Here is a 24,780-nt window from a genome sequence, read left to right as displayed (position 1 = left end):
CCGCACGGCAAGTCAGGTTGCCGGGCACGGGTTCAAGACTTCCTGCGCCAATTGCCAGGCTGAGCAGTAAGCCGTCGAACAGTTGTCAGATGTCGACCCGGATCCCCAGCGCCGCCAGCCGTGGCAGATCTTCCGGGCGATCGACATCCCACAACGCCGGCAACAGCTGATGACGCCAGTCCAACTGTTGCAGGCGCGCGCAGGTCATGCTCAAGACCTGATCAGTTCCCCAGGGCATGGCGTGAAACAGCAAGGGATCGACACGGCGCAAGCCGAGCAGGACGTAACCGCCATCCTCGGCCGGCCCCAGCACTACTGGCTGCCCGTGCAATGCCTCGCAAGCACCACTGAGGTACTCGCCATCCAGCGCCGGGCAATCGTTGCCGATCAACACCACGGCATCGCTTTCCGCCAGCCCCAAGGTCGCTATGCATCGCATGCGCTCACCCAGGTCGCCGGCGGGCTGCTCAACCAGCGTCCAGTTCAACTGCTCGGCGAGTACCTGCAGCTGCGCATCCGGACTGTCGTCCAGCCACAAGAACCGCTGAGTGAACCCTTCCGCCGGAAGCTGCAAGGCCCGTTCGAGTAATAACCGCTGCAGGTCACACGCGCCCTCTTCACCCAGAACAGGAATCAGCCGGGTTTTCACCCGCCCCGGCACAGGTGCACGCGCCAGCATGTGCAAAGAAATCGACAGACTCATAGCGGTGGCCCTCGGTGATACTGCCGCGCCAACTGATCCGGGCTGGCGCCACAAGAGTAGGCCAGCCGCAAACGCCACATGAGTAACACGGTACGCCAAATACCATCGCGCTCCCAGCGCCTGCTAGAAGTTGACAGCGCAGGACGCAAGCAGCGCGGGTGCACCCGCCTTTTCAAGCGCCCGCTGAGCTCGATATCTTCCATCAGCGGAATCTCCGCGTAACCGCCCAGCGCCTCAAACGACTCACGGGCGACGAAGATTCCCTGGTCGCCCGTCGCCACACCGGTCAAGCGCGAACGCAGGTTGATCATCGTACCGATCAAACGTAGAGCCAGGCCACTGCCCGACAAACGTACATCGAAACGCCCCCAGATCGGCCGCTCAGCCAACACGGCAAGCAATCGCTGGATGGACGCAGCACTGACCCGGGTATCGGCATGCACGAACCACAGGTAATTCGCCCGTGCGACAGCGGCGCCAGCATTCATTTGCAGGGCGCGCCCCGCGCTCGTCTCGAGCACCTTATCGGCCTGCGCCGCCGCCAACGCAGCTGTCGCGTCGCGGCTGCCGCCATCCACCACTATCAGCTCCGCTCCAGCCGCGCGCAACGGTGCCAGATCCGCCAGCAGCAAGGGTAGAGCTGCGGCCTCATTGCGAGCAGGGATGATCACACTGAGTAAAGGCGTCACGGCCGCGGCATCGGCTCAGCCGGATCAACCGCTCCGGCGGCGGCCATATCGGCGGCGCTGCCATCGAGCATCTGATCCTGCACGACCTGCTCGTCGACCCGCGGGTCAAGGGCGGCAACCAGGGGCGAACTGGTCATGTTGTCCGGCATCGCGATGTGGTGCAGCGGGGCATCGTCGACCTGGTGCAGGTGGGTGATGTTATCCGGGCGCACCCGCCAGATCAGGATCAAGGCCGAGCAACTGACGAAGGCATAGAGCATATTGGCGCCCCAAAAGCGCATCAACACACCGGCCAGCAGTGGGCCGATACTGGCACCGACACCGAAGGTCACCAGCAACATGGCGGTCAGCGAGACGCGCCGTTCGCCCTCGACGTGGTCGTTGGCAAAAGCCACGGCCAGGGGGTAGAGACTGAACTGCAACACGCCGATGACGAAACCGACACCGAGCAATACCCTCAAGTCCGCCTCGGGCATCAACGCCAGAGGCAACGCCGCCAAAGCCAACAACACCGCACAGCCACGGATCAACGCGGCCCGATCGCAACGATCCGACAACCAGCCGAGCGGCCATTGCACCAGCAGGCCGGCAAGAATGCAGCTACCCATGAAGAGACCGACCTGCTCGGTAGACAAACCCATGCGGGTCGCATACAGCGGCGCCAAACCGTAGAACGCACCAATAATCAGGCCGGCAACGCCAATAGTGGTCAGCGACAAGGGCACCCGCTTGATGAAGAAGTGCAACTCCAGCGGCGCCGGATGCATGGGCGCCGGGTGCAATCGGCGGGTCAATGCCACCGGCACCAGGCACAGGGCAAAGCACAGCGCGACCAGCATCAGCAGTTCAAGGCCGAGAGTCGGATGCACCACCAGGACCAATTGACCGAGGATTAACCCCAGATAGGAAGCGCCCATATACCCGGAAAACACCTGGCCGCGCTGACTGGTTTCCGCCTGCTCGTTGAGCCAGCTTTCGATCACCATGTATTGGCACATCATGGCCAGGCCCACCAGCATGCGCAGTAGCAGCCAGGCCGGCAGCCAGTCGGTCAGGCCGTGGCCCAACACCGCGGCAGTGACAACCCCGGCACAGGCAACATAAGCGCGAATATGCCCGACCCGGCCGATCAGCCGGTGCCCCAGCTTGCCGCCCAGTACCAGGCCGATATAGTTGGCCGCCATCAAGGCACCCACCCATAGACCATCCACCGTTTCAGCCAAGCGCAACGCCAGGTAGGTACTCAACAAACCCGACCCCAGCAACATCAACAGAGTGGCGAAATACAGCGAACGAAAAGACTTCCAGATAATGCGCATGACTCTGCGAATAACTCCTTGGTTGACGACTGAACCGCTCAATGCGAGCGGCGCGGCCGCGATGGCCGCAACTAATGAACAAATGAGTGAAGCGTAGCGCACAGGACGTAAAGCCGAAGCGCAATGCACGGATGCACACAAGCACGTGCAGGCCTCGCAACAACGGAACTCGCGGGCCGGCCCTTGATTTTTTTGCGCGCAGATCGCCTCACCCGGTAGCACCGAAACATCAGCAACTCAGGTAGCTTTTCAACGTCCGGCTAAGCCTGGGCAGCGAGAATGCGGCGCTCCCACGGCGAGATCTCGTCGAGATAACTGCTCAATTCCATGGTCTTGCTGGCGATGTAACCTTCGATGAATTCCTTGCCGAACAGTTCGACGGCCAATTGACTATTTTTCAGACGCTCGATGGCAGCCTGTAGGGTACAAGGCAGCGTTAAATTATCCGGCACCTCGAATGCACCCTGGATCGGCGCACTCGGCTGCAACTGCTGCTCAAGACCATGTAGGCCGGCAGCCAGGCTGGCCGCCAGCGCCAGATAGGGGTTGGCATCAGCGCCTGGCAGGCGATTTTCCACTCGCCGTGCCACCGGCGCACTGGCCGGAATGCGCAGACCTGCGGCGCGGTTGTCTTGCGACCAGCAAGCATTGTTCGGCGAGGCATAAGGATGGCAGAGCCGCTGGTAGGAATTCACATGCGGTGCGAACAGCAGGGTGAAATCCGCCAGCGCCGCTTGCTGACCAGCGATGAAGTGATAGAAAGCTGGCGTCGCCTGGCCATCCGCGGCGCTGAAGATATTCCTGCCGCTCCCCTGCTCGACCACGCTCTGGTGGATGTGCATGGAGCTGCCTGGGGTATGCGCCAACGGCTTGGCCATGCACACCACTGTCAGCCCATGCTTGAGTGCGACCTCCTTGAGCAGGTGCTTGAACAAAAAGGTTTGGTCGGCCAGCAATAGCGGGTCGCCATGCAGCAGATTGATCTCGAACTGACTGACACCCATCTCATGCATACAGGTATCGCGCGGCAACCCTAGCGCGGCCATGCACCGATACACCTCGCTGAAGAACGGCCGCAGACCGTTATTCGAGCTGACGCTGAAGGCACTGCTGCCATCCTCGCGCCGACCATCCAGGCCTGCTGGCGGCTGAAACGCTTGCTGTGGGTCAGGGTTCGGCGCAAACACGAAGAACTCCAACTCGGTCGCCACCACCGGCTGCCAACCGTGAGCGGAATAGTTCGCCACCACCTGCTTGAGCAAGCCGCGGGTGGACAGGCCTGAGCTGCTGCCATCCAACTCATCCGCATCACAGATGGCCAGGGCGCACGGCGTATCACTCCAGGGCAGACGGTGAATCTGGGTCGGGACGGCATTCAGCGCCAGATCGCCATCATCACTGCCGTAAAAACGTGGCGCAGGGTAGCCGCCCATGATGCATTGCAAGAGCACCCCACGAGCCATCTGCAAGCGCCGACCTTCGAGGAAGCCCGCGGCGGTCATCAGCTTGCCGCGCGGCACACCATTGAGGTCCGGGGTCACGCATGCGACCTCATCGACCCCGCGCAATATTTCTTCCAGTGCGGTACGGCTAGCGGTGCTCATCTGTTCCTGTCCTTATTGCGCAAAAGCCGTAGTGAAACAGCGGTTCGTACAAAATACGCATCACCCGTTCATAATTTCAAGCAGGCCTCCCACCTGTTACTCCTGGCAAAGCAAGACCACAGAAAAAACATCTAATATCTCGATTATATAAACCAATAGAAAATCAGCTTAAAAAGCGCTTAAAAGAGCCCAGAAAAAACCCATAGAACACCTTAAATAGAGCGCTTAAAGCCTACTATCGACAGCATCGATTATCACCATGCCTGAACTGCACTTCTTCATCTATTTTTCATCAGTAATATGGGCCCCGTAGCCACTTACCGCCCCCACGAGGAGCCTGATGATGAAAAAGCAAATTCTTGCCAGCCTGATCCTGGCCAGCTTGTCCGTAAGCGCATTCGCCCTGCCGCAAAGCGCTGCGCAATCCCAGTTCGACGGCGCCAATGCCGGCAGCACTACCGTCGAGGACGGCTTCGACCGCACCGGCAGCAACCGCATCGCCGAAGACGGCTTCGACCGCACTGGCAGCAACCGCATCGCCGAAGACGGTGCCGACCGCACCGGGGTCAACCGCATAAGCTAAAACTCACGGGCTGAACGGGCTGAACGGGCTGACAATCTCAATCCGTGCATGCAAAAACAAAAAGGCGCCCTACCCGGCGCCTTTGCGGTATCTAGCACCCCCGCCTGGTCTACTCCAGGCGCGCCAGACGCTCCTCCAATTCGGCCACCCGTGCTTCCAGGGCATCTAGGCGACTCTCATCGTATGCACTGGCTGCCGGACGCTCGACGTGGCTCGCGCGGGCTTCCATGATGGCTTGAAGGTCGGCTGGATCGCCCAGCAGGTGCATATAACGGTCCTCTCGCTGCCCGGTCTGGCGCGGCAATTGGCAGAGCAAACCACGAGTGATCAAGCGCTCCAGATTGTGCTGCAGCTGCTCGGCATCCTCGAAGGCGTACATGCGACTGCTGCGCGCCAGCAACTCGCTGACCGTTTGCGGCCCACGCAACAGCAGCAGACCGATCAACACGACCTGGGCCGTCACCAGCTCCAGAGCCTTATCCGCACGATGCTCCCAGCGATCGGCGCGACTGCCCATCACCAGACGCGCCAGGTTTCGCCCTTCCAGACTACGCAACCCCTGGCCGACCGGACCAGGATTGAGATTCATCAAGGGCTCGCGGCTGGTTTTCTGGTTGCAGGCCAGCACCAGGGCATTCAGGGTTAGCGGGTAAACCTCGGGGTGGTCGCCTGCTTCTCGATCAGGCAGCCCAGAATGCGAGCTTCGGCAGGTGTCAGCGGCACATCGATGGGCGCAGTTGTGGTTTCGCTGGTCATGACAATTCTCTATGGCTCGTTCAGCCTCCTAGCCTAGCTCGACTAGCGCCGGGTTGACATGGCTGGAGCCGGGCAATCGGCGATGGCACGTCGATGCTCTTCGCAGGCGCCAGCTTGTGACCGACTCGGAGGTGAGAATTGCGCAGTAGGCGAACCGCTAGACGGGGAGGCAGCCAAAATGTCGGGAACATTTTCGAGCACGGCTACAGCCTGGCGATCCGCAATTATTAGCACGCGCACCAACTGCAGCGCCGCATATGCGTGCAGCCGGTTGACGAGCGCGATTAGTGGCCGGCTGCAAAAAAAAAGGCTTACGCAATGCGTAAGCCTTTTTCAGATGGTATCCCCTGCTGGAGTCGAACCAGCATCTAGCCCTTAGGAGGGGCTTATTCTATCCATTGAACTAAGGGGACTCGGTAACTCTGATCGGCAATGCTGCCGACCGGGCCGCATGTTAACCAGCCACGACGGATTTGTCATGTCGCTGCCATCAACCCGCAGCCATACTCTAGATCGACCCCCCAGGAGATCGCCATGACCCAGCCAGCTTCCAGGCATGTGCCAGATTCCCCATTTACTCACTTGACCCTGCGCGCCGCCTGCTCCGGCGACGCCCAGGCACTGAGCGCGTTGCTGCAGCAACTGGCCCCGAATGAAGCACGCGCCGACCCAAGACTGCTAGCCCTGCGCCTGAGTGAACTGGCGCTCAACCGCGTCGTGCTGGTGGCTGAGCGCGACGGCAAACTGCTCGGCACCTGCACGCTGCACCTGATCAAACACCTGGCGCACAACTTCGCCCGCTCGGCGATTCTCGAGGACGTGGTAGTGGATGCCGACGCACGAGGCCTGGGTATCGGCCAGGCCTTGATCGACAAGGCCATCGAACGCGCCCGCGCCTGGGGCTGCTACAAACTGGCGCTATCGAGCAACCAGAGCCGCGAGCAAGCCCATCGTTTCTACCAAGGCCTAGGCTTCAAGCCGCACGGCATCAGCCTGGCCCTGGTACTGGGCTGAGCCGGGCCGAAGGGACAGACGCCGGGCGTACTCGCGAAGCAGAACGCCTGGTCTACTGCTCGCTACGCGCCTGAGTACAGGCATCTCGACATGTGCTAAAGGCGGACAAGCTTCGCGTTGTCCGCCCTATGCCAGACGCAACCCAGGGTGGTTGACGCGTACCTATGCGAACAGCCCCAGGGTATGCAGGAACACCACCAGGATGCCTACTGGCGTGACCCAGCGCAGCAGCTGCCACCATAGTTTGAACAACGGCGCATGGCCGACGCCCAAGGCTTCCTGCACGGTTGTGCGGCTCAACGCCCACCCGGTGAACAGCACCGTCCCCAGCCCGCCGAGGGGCATCATCAGGTTGGTGGTCAGGTAGTCCAGGCTGTCGAAGAAGGTCTTGCCGAACAGGGTGAATTCCGCCCAGGCGTTGAACGAAAACACCGTACCCAGACTGAGTACCCACAACGCCAGGCCACTCAACAGCACCGCCTTGAACCGACCGATGCCGAATTTCTCGCCGAGCCAGGCGATGGTCGGCTCGCTCAGGGAGATCGCCGAAGTCAGCGCGGCGAGGGCCAGCATGATGAAGAACAGTCCGCCGACCACCTGGCCAAAGGGCATCTGGCCGAAGGCGATAGGCAGGGTGACGAAAATCAACCCGGGGCCCGCGCCCGGCTCCAGGCCGTTGGCGAACACCAGCGGGAAGATCGCCAGACCGGCCAGCAAGGCCACCCCGGTATCAGCCAGGGCCACCATCAACGAGGTCTTGACGATGGAAGTGCCGGCCGGCAGGTAGGAGCCGTATACCATCATCGCGCCGCTGGCCAGGCTGAGGGTGAAGAAGGCATGTCCCAGGGCCACCAGCACGCCCTGACCGGTCAGCTTGCTGAAGTCGGCGTCGAACAGAAAGTGCACGGCCTCGAGGAAATGCCCGGTGGTGGCGGCATAGCCCACCAGGATCAGCAGCAGCGCGAACAGCCCCGGCATCATGAAACGCAACGCGCGTTCCAGACCCTCGCGCACGCCCAGGGCGACGATGCCCAGGGTCAACAGCAACACCAGGGTGGCGTAACCGGCCAGCTTCCAGGGATCGCCGAGCATGGCGCCGAACAATGCGCCGCTGCTTTCGCCGTCCAACCCGGCGAAGCTGCCCATGGCCGCCGCCGGCGCATAGGCCAAGGCCCAGCCGGCTACCACCGCGTAGAAACTCAGGATAAGAAAACCGGTGAGCACGGCCAGCGTGCCCAACCAGCGCCAATGGCGACTGGCACCCGCCTGCCTGGCCACGGCGGCGAAGGCCCCCTCGGGGTTGGCCCGGCCACGACGACCGATCATCACCTCGGCCATCAGCAACGGTATGCCAATGGCCAGGATGCAGGCCAGGTAGACCAGGACGAAGGCGCCACCACCGTTCTGCCCGGTGATATAGGGGAACTTCCAGATGTTACCCAGGCCCACCGCCGAACCGGTGGCGGCGAGGAAGAAAACCCAGCGCGACGACCACAGGCCGCGTGCTGCTGCACTGCTGCTGGGACCGGCACTGGCGCCGGCGACGATGCTGTCTTGACTCATTGGGGCTTGCCCTCTTGTTGTTGTGAAAAAACAGGGTGGACGACGCTTCACCCATCGACCATTGCCGGCTGGTGGTGGATGCAAAGTGCGTCATCCACCCTACGTCTAACTCGGACCTGGTGAGCTGAAGCGGATCGCCGTCCGCCTCACCCTACGCAGGCGTGCGAGCTTAGACGCCGGCGTGCAGACGCTCTTGGGCCATGCGATCGGCCACCGCCGTGGTGGTGCTGCCCTCGTGCTCGGCACGCTGGAAAATCTCCGCCAGGGTGGCGCCGATGCCTTCGATATGCGCCTTGAGGTCGGCAGTGCTGCCGCCGTTGCGCTCGTAGCAGACATCGATGATGCCGCCAGCATTGATCGCGTAATCCGGGGCATACAGGTAGCCACGCCGGCGCAGTTCCTCGGCCAGCCCGGCATCGGCCAGCTGGTTGTTGGCCGCCCCGGCGATCACCGGAGCGCGCAGTGCTTCGAGGGTCTGCGGGTTGATGATGGCGCCCATGGCGCAGGGGGCAAACACATCCACCTCCAGGCCGTAGATGTCGTTCTGGCCGACCGCAGTGGCGCCCAGTTGCTCCACTGCGCGGCGCACATTGGCCTCGACGATGTCGGTCACCCACAACTCGGCACCGGCCTCCTTGAGCTGCTGCGCCAGGCCGAAGCCGACCTGACCAACACCCTGAATTGCCACCCGCAGGCCCTTCAGGTCGTCGCGACCGAGGCGGTGCTTGACTGCCGCCTGCAAGCCGATGAACACCCCGTAGGCGGTGGACGGCGACGGATCGCCATTGCGCATGCCGCCGCCAAAAGCCTCGCGCTGGCCGGCGCCGGCGACATGGCGGGTGCGTTCGGCCATGATCTGCATTTCCGCGACGCCGGTACCGGAGTCGGCGGCGGTGATGTAGCGCCCGCCCAGGCTGTCGACGAAATCGCCCATGGCCTGAAACAGCGCCTCGCTCTTGCCGGTGTGTGGGTTGCCGATAATCACCGCCTTGCCGCCACCCAGTGGCAGCCTGGCCAGCGCCGACTTGTAACTCATGCCGCGGGACAGGCGCAGCACATCGCGCAGCGCTGCCTCATCGGAGACATAGGGCCACATGCGGCAACCGCCAAGGGCCGGCCCTAGATTGCGGTTATGGATGGCGATGATGGCTTTCAAACCACTGGCCTGATCGTGGCCGTAGACCACCTGCTCGTGGTGATCGAAGTCGATATGGGAAAATACGGACATGGGAATTCCTTGGGAAATTCTTGTTTGGGGGATCGGGGTCTTTGCATCGACCTGTAGGCGCCAGCTTGCTGGCGCCTAAATTTAGAAAGCGCTTATCAGGCCGCCGGTTCGAACAACTGCACCGCCTGGATCTCGCTGACCAGCAGGCGCGCCTTGAGTTGGCGCTCCTGCTCGCGCACCTTGACCAGGCTCTGCTCCTTGACGTGGCCATAACCGCGGATCTGCTCCGGCAGTTCGGCCAGCGCCACGGCGCTGCGGTAGTTGTCGGCATTCAGCTGCTTGAGCAGGAAGTCGATGCTGTGCTCGTAGTCCTCGATCAGCTGCAGCTCCAACTTGCGTTCGGCGCTGTAACCGAACAGGTCGAGCGGCGTACCGCGCAGGCTCTTGAACTTGGCCAGCAAGCCGAAGGCCTTGAGCATCCAGGGCCCGAACTGGCGCTTGCGCGGCTGGCCGGTACTTGGATCGGGCTTGGCCAGCCAGGACGGTGCCAGGTGGAACTCCAGACGGTAGTCACCCTGAAATTGCGCCTCGAGCTGCTGGATAAAGTTGCCGTCGCTGTACAGCCGCGCCACCTCGTACTCGTCCTTGTAGGCCAGCAGCTTGGAGTAGGAGCGCGCCACCGCACGGCTCAGGGCCTGATCGGCACCCTGGTCAGCCAGGCGCACGCGCTGCACCACCGCGCGGTAGCGCTCGGCATAGGCGGCGTTCTGGTAAGCAGTGAGGAAGTCGACGCGGAACTGCACGACCTGGTCCAGGGTTTCGCAGCGCGGCGCCTCGACCACCTTGGGACTGGCCAGCTTCTCCACTGCGGCGACATCGTGCGCCGCACGGCGGCCCCAGAGGAACGCCTGCTGGTTGAGCTGCACGGCCACACCATTGAGTTCGATAGCCTTGGCGATGGCTTCGGCAGACACCGGCACCAGGCCTTTCTGATAGGCATAACCGAGCATGAACAGGTTGCTGGCGATGCTGTCGCCGAGCAGGCGGGTGGCCAGGCGGGTGGCATCGACAAAATGGGTCTTGCCCGCGCCGACCGCCTCGATCAGCGCCTCGCGCATGGCCGCGCCCGGCACCTGGGCATCGGGGTTACGGGTGAACTCGGCGGTGGCCGCTTCATGGCTGTTGATCACCGCATGGGCGATCTTGTCGTTGAGCTTGGCCAGGGCGTCCTCGCTGGCGGCGACCACCAGGTCGCAACCGAGCAGCAGGTCGGTCTCGCCAGCGGCGATGCGCACGGCAAAGATATCGTCCTGCTTGGCGGCGACGCGAATATGGGTGATTACCGGACCGAACTTCTGCGCCAGACCGGCCTGGTCGAGCACGCTGCAACCCTTGCCCTCCAAATGCGCGGCCATGCCCAGCAGGGCGCCGACGGTGGTCACGCCGCTGCCGCCGACACCGGGCAGGAGAATATTCCAGGGCCGTTCCAGGCTCGGCTGTTTGGGCTCCGGCAAGGCGATGAACAGCGCACTCAGGCCCACCGCTTCCGGTTTGCGCAAACTGCCGCCGTGCACGGTGACGAAGCTCGGGCAGAAGCCATCGACGCAGCTGAAATCCTTGTTGCAGGAATTCTGGTCAATCTCGCGCTTGCGCCCCAGCTCGGTTTCCAGCGGCAGCACCGACAGGCAGTTGGACTTGACGCTGCAATCGCCGCAGCCCTCGCACACCGCCGGGTTGATGAAGGCGCGCTTGGCCGGGTCGACCAGCTTGCCGCGCTTGCGCCGACGGCGCTTCTCGGTGGCGCAGGTCTGGTCATAGATGATCACCGAGGTGCCCTTGAACTCGCGCAGCTCGCGCTGCACCGCATCCAGATCGTTGCGGTGATGAAAACTCACGATAGGCGCGAAGCCGGCGCGGCTCGGGTATTTATCCGGCTCGTCGCTGACCAAGGCGATGCGCTTGACGCCCTCGGCGAACACCTGCTGGCTGAGCTGATCGACGCGCAGTTCGCCGTCGATCGGCTGGCCGCCAGTCATGGCCACCGCGTCGTTGTAGAGGATCTTGTAGGTGATGTTGACCCCAGCAGCTACCGCCGCACGCAGCGCCAGCTGGCCGGAATGGAAGTAGGTGCCGTCGCCGAGGTTCTGGAAGATGTGCGCGGTGTCGGTGAACGGCGCCTGGCCGATCCAGGTCGCGCCCTCGCCGCCCATCTGGGTGAAGGTATCGGTGTTGCGGTCCATCCACTGGGTCATGTAGTGGCAACCGATGCCGCCCTGGGCACGGCTGCCTTCCGGCAGCTTGGTCGAGGTGTTATGCGGGCAACCGGAGCAGAAATGCGGGGTGCGTAGGGTGTGGTGCTTGGGCGCCGCCAGGGAGGCTTCCTTGGCTGCAAGAAAGGCCAGGCGCTCGTCGATGCTGGCACTGCTGTAGATCGGTGCCAGGCGCTTGGCGATGGCCCGGGCGATCATCGCCGGGGTCAGTTCGGACAGATTTGGCAGCAGCGAGACGCCGGTTTCATCGAACTCGCCGACTACCCGCGGACGCTTGCCCAGCGGCCAGTTGTACAGCTGACCGGTCAGCTGATCCTCGATGATGCTGCGCTTCTCCTCGATCACCAGAATCTCGTCGAGGCCCTCGGCGAACTCGTGCACCGACACTGGCTCCAGTGGCCAGCTCATGCCGATCTTGAGTACGCGCAGGCCGACCTGGGCGCACAATTCATCATCCAGGCCGAGATCTTCCAAGGCCTGACGCACGTCCAGGTAGGACTTGCCGGTGGTGACGATGCCCAGGCGCGGATTCGGTGAATCGAGCATCAACGGATTGAGGTTGTTGGCCCGGGCAAAGGCCCGAGCGGCGTAGATCTTGTAGGTATTGAGGCGTTTTTCCTGGGCCAGGGGCGGGTCCGGCCAGCGGATATACACGCCGTCTTCCGGTAGCTCGAAGTCCTCGGGAATCTTCACCTCGATGCGCAGCGGATCGACATCCACCACCGCCGAGGAATCGACGTTCTCGGCGATGGTCTTCAACGCCACCCAGCAACCGCTGTAGCGCGACAGCTCCCAGCCGATGATGCCGTAGTCGAGAATTTCCTGGACGTTGGCCGGATTCAACACCGGGATCGAGGCGGCGATAAACGCATGCTCGCTCTGGTTGGCGATGCTCGACGATTTGCAGCCATGGTCGTCGCCGGCCAGTAGCAGCACGCCGCCATGCGCGGAGACGCCAGCCGAGTTGCCGTGCTTGAACACGTCGCCGCAGCGGTCGACACCTGGGCCCTTGCCGTACCACATGGCAAACACACCGTCGTAGCGCGCGCCGGGGAACAGGTTGGTCTGCTGGCTGCCCCACACCGAGGTGGCGGCCAACTCTTCGTTGACCCCAGGCTGGAAGTGGATGGCGTTTTCCTGGAGGAAGCCCTTGGCTTCCCACAGACTCTTGTCCAGGTTGCCCAGCGGCGAGCCGCGGTAGCCGGAGATAAAGCAGGCGGTATTCAGGCCATGGGCCGTGTCGCGCTGTTTTTGCAGCATCGGCAGGCGGGTCAGCGCCTGGGTGCCGGTGAGGTATAGGTGACCAGTGGCAAGGCGATACTTGTCATCCAGGCGGATCTCGGCCAGAGACATGCGCACGCTCCTTTTATTTTTATGGAGAGCTAGGCTGGCAACGGTGAATGCCAACCGGGTTCTGTTTCGCCCGGGATCACCGGGCTAAACGACTGGCTAAGAATATGACTGAGCGGTACGGAGATTTTCTTTCTAATTATGGGAAGAAAAGCCAATACTGCGCATGACGATTGCAACAATTACAAAAAATCGGGATAAATCATGCAAGAAAAGCTCGGCCCTATCGATCGCAAGATTCTCCGCCTGCTGCAGCACAACGCCGACCTCTCCGCCGCCGAGATTGCCGAGAAGGTCGAACTGTCACAATCGCCCTGCTGGCGGCGGATTCACCGCATGCAGGAAGAAGGCCTGATCGAGCGCAAGGTTGCCCTGCTCAATCCCAAGTTGTTGGGCCTGGGCATGACCGTATTCGTCGACATCAAGCTGTCGGCTCACGGCCGTAAGAACCTCGAGGAATTCGAACAGGCGGTGGTCGGCTACCCCGAGGTGCTGGAGTGCTACACCATGGCCGGCGGCTCGGACTACCTGCTCAAGGTCGTGGCCAAGGACATCGCCAGCTACGAGCGCTTCCTGCGTGACCACCTGCTGCAACGTCCGCACGTGCAGGAAGCGCATTCGAACATCGCCATGAGCGAAGTCAAACGCACCACCGAATTACCGCTGGATTGAGCCGCGCCCTGCAGAGCAGGGATGGCATCAGGTCCAGCGGGTTTCGCAGGATTACGGGCAACGCCAACGGCCGGGAAAGGCGCCGAGCAGCAGTTCCTCCGGCACTGTCGGTGCCGGCCTAAATCACAGCAGCCGACCGTCATAGGCCAGGCTGACGCCCGCCGGCAATGCATCGGGGTTGTCCAGCAGCCAAGCGTCGAAGTTGTGACCGATATGAGTCAGCACCGCCTCGCCCGGCTGCAGCCTTTCGATCACCTCCAGCGCCCGCGTCAGGTCGTTGTGGTTGCGCGGCGCCTGCGGCTGCGGCGCGCTTGAGCAATCCAGTACCAGCAGATCCAGCGACGATTGCAGCAAGACCTGGCAACTGTCTTCCGGCACGCCGAGGGTATCGGTCAGGTAGGCGATGCGCCGGCCTTCGGCTTCCAACAAATAGCCGAAGGTCGGTTTGGAGTGATTGAGCGGCAACGCGGTGACCGCTAGCGCGCCCCACTGACGCCGTTCGAAGGCGGCAAAGGGCTGGCTGAAATCAAGAATGCCAGGGTGCTTGTACAGGTCCGCCAGGCCCTCTGGATCATCCGGCCCATGCACCGGAATGCTCAAGCCTTGGCCCCAACGCAGCTGCAGCAAGCCCTGGGCGTGATCGGCGTGATAATGGGTCTGCAAGATGCCGCTCAGGCTATGGGCCGCAAAGCGTTCGCTCAGATCAGTCAGGCCGGAGTCGATCAACCAGCGCTGAGAGCCGCATTCGATCAGGGCGCAGCAGGGGCCACGCCGCCGTGACGAGTCGAGCCGTGCGCTGTCGCAGGCCGCACACGCACAGTTGTACACCGGCACCTGACGGGCATCGCCGGTGCCCAGCAGAGTCAGGTACATATGCCGCTGGCTCCGACCAGCGCCAGCAACTTGTCCACCGAGTGTTCGAGATCGCTGGAGTTATCCAGCAGGTGTAGCCCTTCAGCGGCAGCCGCAGCACTGCTGTCGAACTGGCCATTGCGCGCCAGGCGCTGTTCAATTTGCGCTGAGGTTTCACGCCCTCGTGCGTGCAAACGCCTGCTCAGGACCGCATGCTCCACCGTCAGCAACACCCCCATCAGCTCGGGATAACGCAGCCGTGCTTGCAGCAGATAAGCGCGTGAACCATTGACCAGCACGTCCTGCCCTGCCATCAGCCACTCATCAATCTGCCGCGAGATGCCATAGGCCAAGCCATTGGCGCGCCAACTCAAGGCAAAAGCGCCCTTGGCCTCCAATTGATCAAACTCGGCAGGAGTGACGCCAATGGCGTCCTCCCCCACCGCCTCTGCCGAACGGGTGATGATCCGCCGGGCAATCTGGCAGCCGCGCTCGGCCAGACGCTCACGCGCCGCATTCAACAGGCTGTCCTTGCCCGAGCCCGAGGGCCCCATCAAATAGATCAACCTGCCGCTCATCAAAACACCCTGTTCGCTTGTCGCCAGACCTGCTGGATCACCGCCTGGCCGTCATGTACCTGGGCGTGGATCAAGTCCGCACGCAACCCGACGCGAATTTCGCCGCGGTCATGCAGCCCCGCCGCTTGCGCGGGCGAACGGCTGACTGTGGCAATCGCCCGCGGCAAATCATACCCGTTGTCCTGTTCGGCCAGCATAAAAGCTGCCTGAAGCAAGCTGGCCGGATAATAGTCACTGGAGAGGATATCCAGCACCTCGTGACGGGCCAGTTCGGCCGCGGCAATATTGCCCGAGTGCGAACCGCCACGGACGATATTCGGCGCGCCCATCAACACCTTGAGCCCCAGCTCGTGGCTGGCCTTGGCGGCTTCCAGGGTGGTGGGGAACTCGGCGATGGACATGCCAAAGCCGGCCGACTCCTGCACATGGGCCAGGGTCGCATCATCGTGACTGGCCAGCGCCAGGCCGCGAGCATGGCAATCCTCGACGATGGCGCGGCGATGACGGTCGCTGAACTCGATGGAGTTGGCCACCTGCTCCTTGATAAAGGCGTCCATCTCGGCGCTGCTCAAGTGGTACTTGCCCATGTAGTACTCGCGGTACTTATCTTCCTTGGCGAACTGACGCTGGCCCGGCGAGTGATCCATCACCGAGACCAGTTGTACCAGCGGGTGCTCTACCAGATCGCGGAATACTGCCAGGCTATCCGGGTGGCACAACTCGCAGCGCAGGTGCAACAGGTGGTCGGCGCGCGTGTGGCCGGCCGCCGAGGCCTGGGCAATGGCGGCAAGCATGGCGGGCAACTGCTGCATACGCTTGCCACGCGGGTTGATGTCGCCAATGGCCAGGGCATCGAACACCGTGGTGATCCCGGCCGAGACGATCTGCGCATCATGGGTCAGCACCGCCGAGGTCGACGGCCAGTCCACCCCTGGCCGCGGGCTCATGTATTTTTCCAGGTTGTCGGTGTGCAACTCGACCAATCCCGGCAGTAGGTAATCGCCACCGAGGTCGAGCGCTTGGGGCAAACCACTGACCCCCTCGTCCACCTGCGCAATCAAACCGTCACGGAGTACCAAGGTGCCGACAAACTCCTGCTCGGCCGTCACCACCCGCGCATTGGTCAAAATCTGTTCAGCCGGCATACACACACTCCTGCCTGGGCGCGGCATTTGGGGTCATGTCGAGAATACGATCCGCCACCGCCTCGCGGGCGGCGCGGTCATGGAAAATACCGATCAGCGCCGAACCGGCGGCCTTGGCTTCATTGACCAGCTCAAGTACCACCTGACGATTGGCGTCGTCCAGCGACGCGGTCGGCTCATCCAGCAGCATCAATGGCCAGCTGACCATGAAGCCGCGGGCGATATTCACCCGCTGCTGCTCACCACCGGAGAAGGTGCCAGGGGCCAACTGCCACAAGGCTTGCGGGATATTCAGGCGGCTCAGCAGTTGCTTGGCCCGCGCCTCGGCATCCACGCGGCTCCAGCCACGGGCCAGGGCCGGTTCCATCACCACGTCCAGGGCCGCCACGCGCGGGATCACCCGCAGAAACTGGCTGACATAGCCCAGGGTCTGTCGGCGTACCTCCAGCACCTGGCGCGGCTCGGCACCGACCAGTTCAACCCAACGGCCGTTATGCAGCATGCGAATATTGCCGCCAGCAGCCAGGTAGTTGCCGTACAGGGTACGCAACAGGGTCGACTTGCCGGCACCCGATTGGCCATGCAGCACCAGACACTCACCAGCACGCACGCTGAAATTCAGCCCATTGAGCACATTCAGGACAACCCCATGTTGCTGGTGCAGGGTGAAGGTCTTGCTGAGGTCGGAGACCTCGATAAGCGTATTCATACAAACCTCGGTGCCGTGGGAGGGGCTTTAGCCGCGATCACGCTGGTCGCGGCTAAGCCACCTCCCACATAACGAAATTAGACCCGTATCCAGGATTTCATCCAGGCTACGAACCACTTCAGGGCTGCAAGACCGACGACACCAGCAGCTGCGAATAGGGGTGCTGCGGATCATCAAGAATCTGATCGGTCAGTCCGGCTTCAACCACATGGGAGCGGCGCATCACCATCAGCCGGTCGGCGAGCAAGCGCGCCACCGCCAGGTCGTGGGTGACGATCACCACCGCCAGATCCAACTCGCGTACCAGGCCGCGCAACAGGTCGAGCAGGCGCGCCTGCACCGACACGTCCAACCCTCCTGTCGGCTCATCCATAAACACCAGGCGCGGGCTGGATACCAGGTTGCGGGCGATCTGCAAGCGCTGCTGCATGCCGCCCGAGAAGGTCCTTGGCAAGTCGTCGATCCGCAGCGGGTCGATTTCCACCTGGCTCAGCCAGTCGATGCCGGCGGCGCGCAGTTCGCCGTAATGGCGCACGCCCTGGGCCATCAGCCGCTCACCGATATTGGCGCCAGCCGAAACCGCCATGCGCAGGCCGTCACGCGGGTTCTGCTCGACAAAGCCCCACTCGGTACGCAACAGCGTGCGGCGCTGCGCCTCGCTGGCGCTGTACAGATCAACCAGGCTGCCATCGCTATTGCGGTAGCTGACGCTGCCGCGATCCGGCGGGCAGCGCCCGGACAATAGGCTGAGCAAGGTCGATTTACCCGAGCCCGACTCACCGACAATGCCCAACACTTCACCGGGATAGAGGTCGAAGGACACACCTTGGCAACCCTTCTCCGGGCCGTACAAGAGCGTCAGGTCGCGCACACTGAACAGCGGCTGAGCCGTCTCACTGTGCAGCTGTAATTTCTCGGCGGCACTCATTGCGCGGCCTCCCCGGTCATCTCAATGGCATCACGGCGTTGCATGCAGTAATCCGTATCGGAACAAACGAAGCGCTTGCTACCCGCGTCGTCGACGATCAGCTCGTCGAGGTAGGACGCGCGGCTGCCACAGAGCGCACAGCACTCGTCCCAGCTTTGAATCGCGAAGGGGTGATCTTCGAAGTCCAGGCTGACCACCCGGGTGTAGGGCGGCACGGCATACAGACGCTTCTCACGGCCCGCGCCGAACAGCATCAGCGCCGGGCTCATATGCAACTTGGGATTGTCGAATTTGGGGATCGGCGAGGGATCCATCACATAGCGCTCGTCCACCGTTGCCGGGTAGGCATAGCTGGTGGCGATATGGCCGAAGGTCGCGATGTCCTCGTACAGTTTGACGTGCATCACCCCGTAATCCTCCAGCGCGTGCATGGTGCGGGTCTCGGTTTCCGAGGGTTCGATAAAACGCAGCGGCTCGGGAATCGGCACCTGATAAACCACGATCTGGTCACCCGTCAGCGGCGTTTCCGGAATCCGGTGACGGGTCTGGATCACCGTCGCCTCGGGGGTGCGGGTAGTGGTTTCGACCCCGGTTGTACGGGCGAAGAAACGCCGTATCGACACCGCATTGGTGGTGTCGTCCGCGCCCTGATCGATCACTTTGAGCACGTCATCGGCGCCGATAATCGCCGCGGTCAACTGCATGCCACCGGTGCCCCAGCCGTAAGGCAAGGGCATTTCGCGGCCGGCGAAAGGCACCTGGTAACCGGGAACAGCCACGGCCTTGAGCAGGCCACGGCGGATCATGCGTTTGGTCTGTTCATCGAGGTAGGCAAAGTTATAACCAGTCTCGGTTGCGCAGTTGGTTTGAGCCTGGGCATTCATGCGCATTGCTCCTCGGCGGCGGGCTGCTCGCAACTGGGCTGGCGCAGCTTGCGGATCAGCTCCAGCTCGGACTGGAAGTCTACGTAGTGCGGCAGTTTCAGGTGGGAGACGAAACCGCCGGCCTCGACGTTGTCGCAGTGCATCAGCACGAACTCTTCCTGCTGCGCCGGGCCCTCGATCTCTTCAGCGTATTCGCCAGCGCGCAACGAGCGGTCGACCAGGGCCATGCCCATGGCCTTGCGTTCGGCGTAACCGAAGGCCAGGCCATAGCCGCGGGTGAATTGCGGGTCGATGCCCTTGCCACCGACGAACTGGTTGACCATCTCGCATTCGGTCACCTCGATAGCGCCGAGTGGTACGGCAAAACCCAGTTCCTCCGGTTCCAGCCAGACTTCGGCCTCACCGATGCGAATTTCCCCGGCGAACGGGTGGTTGCGCCCGTAACCGCGCTGGGTCGAGTAGCCCAGCGCCAGGAGAAAACCTTCATCGCCACGGGCCAGGGCCTGCAGGCGCTGAGCACGACTGGCGGGAAAGCCCAAGGGTTCGCGGGTGATATCCGCTACCGCGGCGCCATCGTCCACTTCGCGGGCCATCAGGCCTTCCTCGGCGAGAAAGTCCAACACCTGCGGACAGGCTGCCGGTTCGGCGCTGGCGACCAGCTGCGGGCCGGGATGCTCGCCCTCGGCCAAGAGGGCAAAGTCCAGCAGGCGATGGCTGTAGTCGAAGGTCGGGCCGAGCAACTGGCCGCCGGGCAGATCCTTGAAGGTCGCCGAGATGCGGCGGCTGAGCTGCATCTGCGAGGTTTCCAGCGGCGCACTCGCGGCGAAGCGTGGCAACGTGGTGCGGTAGGCGCGCAGCAGGAAGATGGCTTCCATCAGGTCACCGGCGGCCTGCTTGATCGCCAGCGCGGCCAGTTGCGGGTCATACAGCGAGCCTTCACTCATTACCCGGGCCACAGCCAGGGGCATCTGCTCGCGAACCTGATCGACGCTCAGCTCGGGAATGGCGGTATCGCCACGGCGTTTTTTCGCCAGCAGCAGGTGGGCATTGTCGATGGCGCGCTCGCCACCTTTGACGGCTACGTACATCAGGCGGCCTCCTCTGTACTCTTGACGTCTTCAAGCATGTGGGTGCTGCGCGGCAGGCCAATGATCTGGCGCTTGGCGGCGAAGAAAGCATCCAGCCCCCGCGGAAAAGCGCTACGTGCGCCGCGCTCTCGCCAGAACGCCGGGGTCAGTGGCAGATCGACACTGCGCACATCCTTGATCCCGGGTCCACGCCAGCGCAGCGCCGGACCTCCGCTCAAGGCATCTAGTTGAATCAGCAAGGTGCAGGATTGATCCGGGTAGCGTTCGCTGCCGTTATCGAACGCCGCGAGGTCGCCCAGTTCGCGCTCATCAAGCAGGGCGAACAGTGCCAACTCGCGCTCAGCGACGATCGGGCAGCCACAATGAAACGACAGATTGGCGCGAATCACCGGCGTATCGAAGCACGGGGCCAGCCACAACGGCGTATCGCCATCGAGAAAGGCCAGGCACAGGGCATAAGTGGCCGGCTGCAGACCCTCCAGAGCCAGGGCACGCTCCATGCCTTGCACCAGACCCGGTTCGGCCAACGCCTTGAGCGCGGCACGGAAACTGACCTGGGCATCCAGCACCGGATCGTTGAAGGCAGGTTGCAGCCAGTGCGAGCTAGTTGCCGCGCTCATCAATCTTCTCCTCTGACCAGGGTGAAAAATTCCACCTGGGTGGTTGCGGTTTCCGCGGCCTTGGTCGCCTGCTTGACGCGGTGAGCGGCGGCCAGGGGATCGATCATCCGGCTCAGCCAGTCCTGCTGCTGCGCACCCTGCAGGTGCGCATCGGCCAGGGCTGCCAGCTCGGCATGCTGCTTGTCGCGACCGGCCACGTAGCTGTAGCCAGTGCGGCCATCGGCCAGGCGCACCACGCAGCGGGTCACACTCATCTCGCCAAGGTTGAAGGGGCTGCCGGTGCCGCCCATGCGCCCCCGCACCAGGGTCATGCCGATTTCAGGTGCGCGAATCAGGCTGTATTGGCCCGCCTTCAACGCTGACTCATAGACCGCCAGGCCAGCGCCGGCGCGGGCGAGCACGCCCATCCAGCGCTGCCGTGTAGCGATGTGCGGGTCGCTGTGCAGCAGGTTGCGGTTCATCAACAAGTCTCCATCAGAGGGCGAGCTGGTACTGGAAACGGTCGGCGCGGCTGGTCGATAACGACAGCTCCACCGGCTGGCCAGCCAGATCGCGGGAAAGGGTCAGGACGCTGAGCAAGGGGGCGTGCCTGGGCATCAACAACCGCGTTGCTTCCTCGCGACTGGGCAAACGGGCGCCAATCAGGCTGAAGGTGCGGGTCAAAGGCAGATCGCGCTGGACCAGGTACTGGCGCAGTGAGCCGCCTTGGTAGTCGGCCAACAACGGCGCATGCGCCAGGCTGAAGGCATGTCGAATCAGACTGACCGGCTGCCCTTCGATCAGACGCAGGGTGGTCAACTCCAGCAGTTGCGCGGCCTCTGGCAGTTGCAGGTACCCGAGATCGTCCTGGCTGGCCGGGCGCACGCGGCTCCCCAGCAGCTGCGCTTCGACCTGATGCCCGAGGGCCGATAACGAGGCGGTGAAGGCGCTACCCGCTTGCATCGGATAGATCAGCGGCCTGGCCAGCACCCGAGTGCCCTTGCCCTGCTGACGCAGCAGGCGACCTTCGAGCACCAGTTCATCCACGGCGCGGCGCAACGTGTGGCGATTGACGGCAAACCGCGCAGCCAGCTTCACCTCGGCCGGCAGGTAGTCACCGGGCGCCAGGCGCTGCACTTCATCGCGCAGCACGGCGGCCAGTTCGCGGTACAACGGCTCAGGATGTCTAGACAAGTACATGGCTAATAGAGGGCATCCGCAGATGCCCAATCTCCGTCAGATAAATTGCTTGCGCAGGCGCTGCGAAATAATGTCGAGCACGCTCACTACCAGAATGATCACAATCAGCAGGGCGCAGGTCTGAGCGAACTGGAAGCCGCGAATCGCCTCCCAGAGGATCACCCCGATACCGCCCGCCCCGACCATGCCGACCACCGTGGCCGAGCGCACGTTGGACTCGAAGCGGTACAACGCATAGGAAATCCACAACGGCAGGACCTGCGGAATGACCCCGTAGATCACCTCCTGCAACGCGCTGGCACCGGTGGCGCGCACCCCTTCCACCGGGCCGGGATCGATGGCCTCCACGGCTTCAGCGAACAGTTTGGCCAACACCCCGGTGGTGCCGATAAATAGCGCCAGTACCCCGGCGAACGGCCCCAGCCCGACAGCCACCACGAAGAGCATGGCGAAGACCATTTCGTTGATCGAACGGCAGGCATCCATCAGCCGCCGAATCGGCTGGTAGACCCACCAGGGCACAATATTTTCAGAGCAGAGAATGCCCAGCGGAATGGCGCAGACAATCGCCAGCACCGTGCCCCACAGGGCGATCTGCACGGTGACGATCATCTCCTTGAGGTACAGCTCCCAGTTGCTGAAATCCGGTGGGAAAAAGTCCGCGGCAAAGGTCGCCATGTTGCTGGAGTCGCGGATCAGGGCCAGCGGATTCATCTCCGCGCCCTGCCAGGACCAGGCCAGTACAGCGCAGAACAGCCCCCAGCCAATCAGCTGCGTCCAGGAGCGTTTAGCGGTCAATTCAGGCGTGGGGACGGTGGTCAACGTGGTCATAACGACTTCTCGATTGGTGCGGCAAAAGCGATCGGCTCGCCCTTGCAGGCGAGCCGACAATTGCAATCAACCTGCGCTGGTGGGGTTCTTCTGGGCGATTTCAGCCAGGCGCTTTGCCAGCTTGGCCAACTCGGCATCCAGTGCCTTGAGCCGCGCCGGCTTGTCGCTGTCCGACAACTTGTCGTTGTTGACCACTTCGGTGCGCTTCTTGAACAGATCAAGCTGACGGATCGGCAGCAGTTGATCGTCATCCGAGGACTTGAACTTGGCCCATTGCAGGCTTTCCAGGACGTTCTGCTCAGCCGACTTGTCGCCGTAAGTCATAAAGAATTCGCGCAGTTTGTTCTTGCTCGCCTCATCGAGGTTCTTGCGCCAGACCATCGGGTCAGACGGGATCAGCGGTGAAGTCCAGATCACCTTCAATTGCGCAGCCTTATCCGGCGCGGTGACCTGCAGTCGCTCCATGCCTTCGCTGTTGAAGGTACCGACATCGATCTGCTTGTTGGCCACCGACAGGGCATTGACCTCATGACTGCCGTTGAGCGCACGCTTGAAGATCTTGTTGGCATCGACATTGTTCTGCGCGAACACGTAGTAGCCCGGTACCAGATAGCCCGAGGTGGAGTTCGGGTCGCCATTGGCGAAGGTCAGGTTCTGGGCATTCTTCAGCATGTCTTCGATCGAATTCAGCGGGCTATCCTGATGCGCCACCATCAGGCTGTAATAACCCTGGGCGCCATTGGCGGCGACGGTCTGAGCGAAAATTTCGCCACCGGCGCGATCCACCGCCTCCATGGCCGCCTTATTGCCGTACCAGGCCACATCGACCTTGTCGAAACGCATGCCCTGGATGATCCCGGCATAGTCGGGAGCGAAGAAGGCGTTGATCTTCAGCCCGGTCTGCGCGCCCATGTCCGCCAGGAAGGGGTCCCACGTGGTCTTGAGGTTTTGCGAGGACTCGGTGGAAATGATGCCGAAGTTGATTTCCTGCTCGGCGGCCTGGGCGACACCTAGGGTGGCGCTACTAAGCAGTATGGATGCAGCAAGAACACGACTGATGTGTTTGAACATGCGGAGCACTCCTAATCACGGATTGGCTAATTGATTGAACGGTTCAGGCGCTGGCGAGGCTCAGCGCTGCTTGTTGCGCCCCCTGCCGGCGCGGCTTGCCAGCCGGCAGCGCATCGACAGGCAACTCGGCGCCGTACAGGTCATTGAGAAAACTCGGAATAAGGCCTGCGGTTGGCCCGTCGAAATTGATACGCCCGGCCTTCAGCGCCACCGCACGCTGGCAATAACGCATGGCGTAGTCGACCTGATGCAAGGTGACCACCACGGTGGTGCCGTCTTCACGGTTGATATCGGTGAGAATCTGCATGACCTTGCGTGCCGACTCGGGGTCGAGAGAGGCAATCGGTTCGTCAGCAAGAATCACCTCGGCGCGCTGGCACAAAGCCCGAGCAATGGCCACACGCTGCTGCTGGCCACCGGACAGCGTCGAAGCCCGCTGCAGGGCCAAGTCGGCCAGACCAACCCGCGCCAGCGCCTGCATGGCGCGCTGCTTTTCTTCGGCACTGAACAGGCCGAGCGTGCCACGCCAGCGCGGCATGCGCCCGAGACCACCAAGCAGGACGTTTTGCACTACGCTTAAACGAGCAACCAGGTTGAACTGCTGGAAGATGTAGCCAATGTCAGCGCGCAGGCGACGCACTTGTCCATTCAAGCGCCCTTGCGCCTGCACTTGACGACCAAGCACGTGGATACAGCTGCCTGCAGTACGGTCACCGCAGGCCAGCCCGGCTAGATGGCGCAGCAACGTGGATTTACCGGAACCCGACGCGCCGATCAGTGCAACCATTTCACCTGGCTGGACGGACAAAGCAAGAGAGTGGAGCGCCTGTTTACCGGCGAACGTTTTGTTCAGGCTCTCAACCCGGATCGCTGCGTTCATGGATTTGCCTCTTGTTAACGGTTTGACGGATCAGAGTCGCCGCCTGGTGTAGACCAAGGTAAGCAAACCCTGTGTCAGCCCCGTTAACAGGCCATGACACTTCAGTGACGGTTGTTTTATTTCTTATATTGGGTGAGTAAATGCCTGTCTTTTGCCCAGCAACTCGCATTTCTGATAGCAGGTGCTGGCCATGAGCCTTTACACTCAACACAATGCGACACGTAATTGGCGTCAATTATTTGCATTGCCTGCACAGTCCTATCAATGCAAATGGCGATCCCGAGTGAACAGCTCGTGCTAAAGAAGGTCAAACCAGTGACAATC

At 62.4% G+C, this 24,780-nt stretch carries 23 protein-coding genes, 1 tRNA gene and 1 pseudogene; 3 read left to right on the top strand and 22 right to left on the bottom strand.

Going from position 1 to position 24,780, the window contains the following annotated elements:
- Positions 1-85: 85 nt before the first annotated feature.
- From B2D37_RS03315 to B2D37_RS03300, 4 genes are all read right to left on the bottom strand, one after another.
- Entirely contained in the window at positions 86-703 is a 618-nt protein-coding gene (locus B2D37_RS03315; RefSeq protein ID WP_079201380.1) for a TIGR04282 family arsenosugar biosynthesis glycosyltransferase, read from the bottom strand.
- Positions 700-1,392, bottom strand: a complete 693-nt coding sequence (locus B2D37_RS03310; protein WP_079201379.1) for a TIGR04283 family arsenosugar biosynthesis glycosyltransferase — start codon at positions 1,390-1,392, stop codon at positions 700-702. Before B2D37_RS03310 ends, B2D37_RS03315 begins: the two co-directional genes overlap by 4 nt.
- Positions 1,389-2,711, bottom strand: coding sequence for an MFS transporter (locus B2D37_RS03305; RefSeq protein ID WP_079201378.1), 1,323 nt, complete (start codon positions 2,709-2,711; stop codon positions 1,389-1,391). The genes B2D37_RS03310 and B2D37_RS03305 overlap by 4 nt, the downstream gene beginning before the upstream one ends.
- A gap of 260 nt (positions 2,712-2,971) precedes the next feature.
- Complete coding sequence (locus B2D37_RS03300) at positions 2,972-4,213, bottom strand: glutamine synthetase family protein (RefSeq protein ID WP_177345260.1); 1,242 nt, start codon at positions 4,211-4,213, stop codon at positions 2,972-2,974.
- Between the two features lie 445 nt (positions 4,214-4,658).
- Here B2D37_RS03300 and B2D37_RS03295 point away from each other — a divergent pair, with 445 nt between their 5' ends.
- Positions 4,659-4,898, top strand: a complete 240-nt coding sequence (locus B2D37_RS03295; protein WP_079201376.1) for a hypothetical protein — start codon at positions 4,659-4,661, stop codon at positions 4,896-4,898.
- Positions 4,899-5,007: 109 nt separating this feature from the next.
- On the opposite strand, the pseudogene B2D37_RS03290 reads toward B2D37_RS03295, so the two are convergent.
- A pseudogene (locus B2D37_RS03290) lies at positions 5,008-5,654 on the bottom strand (YceH family protein).
- 338 nt (positions 5,655-5,992) lie between these two features.
- Positions 5,993-6,067: transfer RNA gene (locus B2D37_RS03285), tRNA-Arg, on the bottom strand.
- Between the two features lie 121 nt (positions 6,068-6,188).
- Between B2D37_RS03285 and B2D37_RS03280 the strand changes: the two genes are divergently transcribed.
- Positions 6,189-6,668, top strand: a complete 480-nt coding sequence (locus tag B2D37_RS03280; protein WP_079201375.1) for a GNAT family N-acetyltransferase — start codon at positions 6,189-6,191, stop codon at positions 6,666-6,668.
- Between the two features lie 162 nt (positions 6,669-6,830).
- Here the strand turns inward: B2D37_RS03280 and B2D37_RS03275 are convergent, their stop codons facing one another.
- The 3 genes from B2D37_RS03275 to B2D37_RS03265 form a co-directional block, all read right to left on the bottom strand.
- Positions 6,831-8,231, bottom strand: a complete 1,401-nt coding sequence (locus B2D37_RS03275) for a sodium-dependent transporter (protein ID WP_079201374.1) — start codon at positions 8,229-8,231, stop codon at positions 6,831-6,833.
- 169 nt (positions 8,232-8,400) lie between these two features.
- A complete protein-coding gene (locus B2D37_RS03270) occupies positions 8,401-9,459 on the bottom strand; it encodes a Glu/Leu/Phe/Val dehydrogenase dimerization domain-containing protein (protein WP_079201373.1) in 1,059 nt (352 codons plus the stop codon).
- Positions 9,460-9,554: 95 nt separating this feature from the next.
- On the bottom strand, positions 9,555-13,022 hold the full coding sequence (locus B2D37_RS03265; protein ID WP_079201372.1) for an indolepyruvate ferredoxin oxidoreductase family protein: 3,468 nt from the start codon (positions 13,020-13,022) through the stop codon (positions 9,555-9,557).
- 201 nt (positions 13,023-13,223) lie between these two features.
- Between B2D37_RS03265 and B2D37_RS03260 the strand changes: the two genes are divergently transcribed.
- On the top strand, positions 13,224-13,691 hold the full coding sequence (locus B2D37_RS03260) for an Lrp/AsnC family transcriptional regulator (protein ID WP_079201371.1): 468 nt from the start codon (positions 13,224-13,226) through the stop codon (positions 13,689-13,691).
- Between the two features lie 123 nt (positions 13,692-13,814).
- Here B2D37_RS03260 and phnP read toward each other — a convergent pair whose 3' ends face one another.
- The 13 genes from phnP to phnC form a co-directional block, all read right to left on the bottom strand.
- On the bottom strand, positions 13,815-14,564 hold the full coding sequence (phnP, locus tag B2D37_RS03255; protein WP_079201370.1) for a phosphonate metabolism protein PhnP: 750 nt from the start codon (positions 14,562-14,564) through the stop codon (positions 13,815-13,817).
- The gene (phnN, locus tag B2D37_RS03250) at positions 14,555-15,121 is read right to left on the bottom strand and encodes a phosphonate metabolism protein/1,5-bisphosphokinase (PRPP-forming) PhnN (RefSeq protein WP_079201369.1); all 567 of its coding nucleotides are present in this window, start codon (positions 15,119-15,121) and stop codon (positions 14,555-14,557) included. The genes phnP and phnN overlap by 10 nt, the downstream gene beginning before the upstream one ends.
- The gene (locus B2D37_RS03245; RefSeq protein WP_079201368.1) at positions 15,121-16,266 is read right to left on the bottom strand and encodes an alpha-D-ribose 1-methylphosphonate 5-triphosphate diphosphatase; all 1,146 of its coding nucleotides are present in this window, start codon (positions 16,264-16,266) and stop codon (positions 15,121-15,123) included. Before B2D37_RS03245 ends, phnN begins: the two co-directional genes overlap by 1 nt.
- On the bottom strand, positions 16,256-16,975 hold the full coding sequence (gene phnL / locus B2D37_RS03240) for a phosphonate C-P lyase system protein PhnL (RefSeq protein ID WP_079201367.1): 720 nt from the start codon (positions 16,973-16,975) through the stop codon (positions 16,256-16,258). Before phnL ends, B2D37_RS03245 begins: the two co-directional genes overlap by 11 nt.
- Before the next feature lie 118 nt (positions 16,976-17,093).
- The gene (phnK, locus tag B2D37_RS03235) at positions 17,094-17,903 is read right to left on the bottom strand and encodes a phosphonate C-P lyase system protein PhnK (protein ID WP_079201366.1); all 810 of its coding nucleotides are present in this window, start codon (positions 17,901-17,903) and stop codon (positions 17,094-17,096) included.
- Positions 17,900-18,787 (bottom strand): alpha-D-ribose 1-methylphosphonate 5-phosphate C-P-lyase PhnJ, encoded by an 888-nt coding sequence (locus B2D37_RS03230; protein ID WP_079201365.1) that lies wholly within the window; start codon positions 18,785-18,787, stop codon positions 17,900-17,902. Before B2D37_RS03230 ends, phnK begins: the two co-directional genes overlap by 4 nt.
- A complete protein-coding gene (locus tag B2D37_RS03225) occupies positions 18,784-19,875 on the bottom strand; it encodes a carbon-phosphorus lyase complex subunit PhnI (protein ID WP_079201364.1) in 1,092 nt (363 codons plus the stop codon). Before B2D37_RS03225 ends, B2D37_RS03230 begins: the two co-directional genes overlap by 4 nt.
- Positions 19,875-20,495, bottom strand: a complete 621-nt coding sequence (gene phnH / locus B2D37_RS03220) for a phosphonate C-P lyase system protein PhnH (RefSeq protein ID WP_079201363.1) — start codon at positions 20,493-20,495, stop codon at positions 19,875-19,877. Before phnH ends, B2D37_RS03225 begins: the two co-directional genes overlap by 1 nt.
- Positions 20,495-20,941, bottom strand: coding sequence for a phosphonate C-P lyase system protein PhnG (gene phnG, locus B2D37_RS03215; RefSeq protein WP_371915440.1), 447 nt, complete (start codon positions 20,939-20,941; stop codon positions 20,495-20,497). Before phnG ends, phnH begins: the two co-directional genes overlap by 1 nt.
- Before the next feature lie 28 nt (positions 20,942-20,969).
- Positions 20,970-21,674, bottom strand: a complete 705-nt coding sequence (gene phnF / locus B2D37_RS03210; RefSeq protein WP_079201361.1) for a phosphonate metabolism transcriptional regulator PhnF — start codon at positions 21,672-21,674, stop codon at positions 20,970-20,972.
- A 36-nt stretch (positions 21,675-21,710) separates the two neighbouring features.
- A complete protein-coding gene (phnE, locus tag B2D37_RS03205) occupies positions 21,711-22,505 on the bottom strand; it encodes a phosphonate ABC transporter, permease protein PhnE (protein WP_079201360.1) in 795 nt (264 codons plus the stop codon).
- Positions 22,506-22,571: 66 nt separating this feature from the next.
- Positions 22,572-23,576: a phosphonate ABC transporter substrate-binding protein gene (gene phnD / locus B2D37_RS03200; RefSeq protein WP_079201359.1), complete on the bottom strand. Its 1,005-nt coding sequence runs from the start codon at positions 23,574-23,576 to the stop codon at positions 22,572-22,574.
- Positions 23,577-23,619: 43 nt separating this feature from the next.
- Positions 23,620-24,456, bottom strand: a complete 837-nt coding sequence (gene phnC / locus B2D37_RS03195; RefSeq protein WP_079201358.1) for a phosphonate ABC transporter ATP-binding protein — start codon at positions 24,454-24,456, stop codon at positions 23,620-23,622.
- Between the last annotated feature and the right edge of the window lie 324 nt (positions 24,457-24,780).

The sequence above is a fragment of the Pseudomonas sp. CC6-YY-74 genome, from assembly GCF_002025205.1.
GTDB classification, from domain to species: Bacteria; Pseudomonadota; Gammaproteobacteria; order Pseudomonadales; family Pseudomonadaceae; genus Aquipseudomonas; species Aquipseudomonas paeninsulae.
Note: the sequence above shows the minus strand (reverse complement) of the source record. Positions and strands in the feature narration are given on the sequence as shown.

Coding starts and splice junctions, on each gene's coding strand:
- B2D37_RS03315 (WP_079201380.1), bottom strand. CDS start 703: ATGAGTCTGTCGATTTCTTTGCACATGCTGGCGCGTGCACCTGTGCCG.
- B2D37_RS03305 (WP_079201378.1), bottom strand. CDS start 2,711: ATGCGCATTATCTGGAAGTCTTTTCGTTCGCTGTATTTCGCCACTCTG.
- B2D37_RS03300 (WP_177345260.1), bottom strand. CDS start 4,213: ATGACCGCCGCGGGCTTCCTCGAAGGTCGGCGCTTGCAGATGGCTCGT.
- B2D37_RS03295 (WP_079201376.1), top strand. CDS start 4,659: ATGAAAAAGCAAATTCTTGCCAGCCTGATCCTGGCCAGCTTGTCCGTA.
- B2D37_RS03280 (WP_079201375.1), top strand. CDS start 6,189: ATGACCCAGCCAGCTTCCAGGCATGTGCCAGATTCCCCATTTACTCAC.
- B2D37_RS03275 (WP_079201374.1), bottom strand. CDS start 8,231: ATGAGTCAAGACAGCATCGTCGCCGGCGCCAGTGCCGGTCCCAGCAGC.
- B2D37_RS03270 (WP_079201373.1), bottom strand. CDS start 9,459: ATGTCCGTATTTTCCCATATCGACTTCGATCACCACGAGCAGGTGGTC.
- B2D37_RS03265 (WP_079201372.1), bottom strand. CDS start 13,022: ATGTCTCTGGCCGAGATCCGCCTGGATGACAAGTATCGCCTTGCCACT.
- B2D37_RS03260 (WP_079201371.1), top strand. CDS start 13,224: ATGCAAGAAAAGCTCGGCCCTATCGATCGCAAGATTCTCCGCCTGCTG.
- phnP (WP_079201370.1), bottom strand. CDS start 14,564: ATGTACCTGACTCTGCTGGGCACCGGCGATGCCCGTCAGGTGCCGGTG.
- phnN (WP_079201369.1), bottom strand. CDS start 15,121: ATGAGCGGCAGGTTGATCTATTTGATGGGGCCCTCGGGCTCGGGCAAG.
- B2D37_RS03245 (WP_079201368.1), bottom strand. CDS start 16,266: ATGCCGGCTGAACAGATTTTGACCAATGCGCGGGTGGTGACGGCCGAG.
- phnL (WP_079201367.1), bottom strand. CDS start 16,975: ATGAATACGCTTATCGAGGTCTCCGACCTCAGCAAGACCTTCACCCTG.
- phnK (WP_079201366.1), bottom strand. CDS start 17,903: ATGAGTGCCGCCGAGAAATTACAGCTGCACAGTGAGACGGCTCAGCCG.
- B2D37_RS03230 (WP_079201365.1), bottom strand. CDS start 18,787: ATGAATGCCCAGGCTCAAACCAACTGCGCAACCGAGACTGGTTATAAC.
- B2D37_RS03225 (WP_079201364.1), bottom strand. CDS start 19,875: ATGTACGTAGCCGTCAAAGGTGGCGAGCGCGCCATCGACAATGCCCAC.
- phnH (WP_079201363.1), bottom strand. CDS start 20,495: ATGAGCGCGGCAACTAGCTCGCACTGGCTGCAACCTGCCTTCAACGAT.
- phnF (WP_079201361.1), bottom strand. CDS start 21,674: ATGTACTTGTCTAGACATCCTGAGCCGTTGTACCGCGAACTGGCCGCC.
- phnE (WP_079201360.1), bottom strand. CDS start 22,505: ATGACCACGTTGACCACCGTCCCCACGCCTGAATTGACCGCTAAACGC.
- phnD (WP_079201359.1), bottom strand. CDS start 23,576: ATGTTCAAACACATCAGTCGTGTTCTTGCTGCATCCATACTGCTTAGT.
- phnC (WP_079201358.1), bottom strand. CDS start 24,456: ATGAACGCAGCGATCCGGGTTGAGAGCCTGAACAAAACGTTCGCCGGT.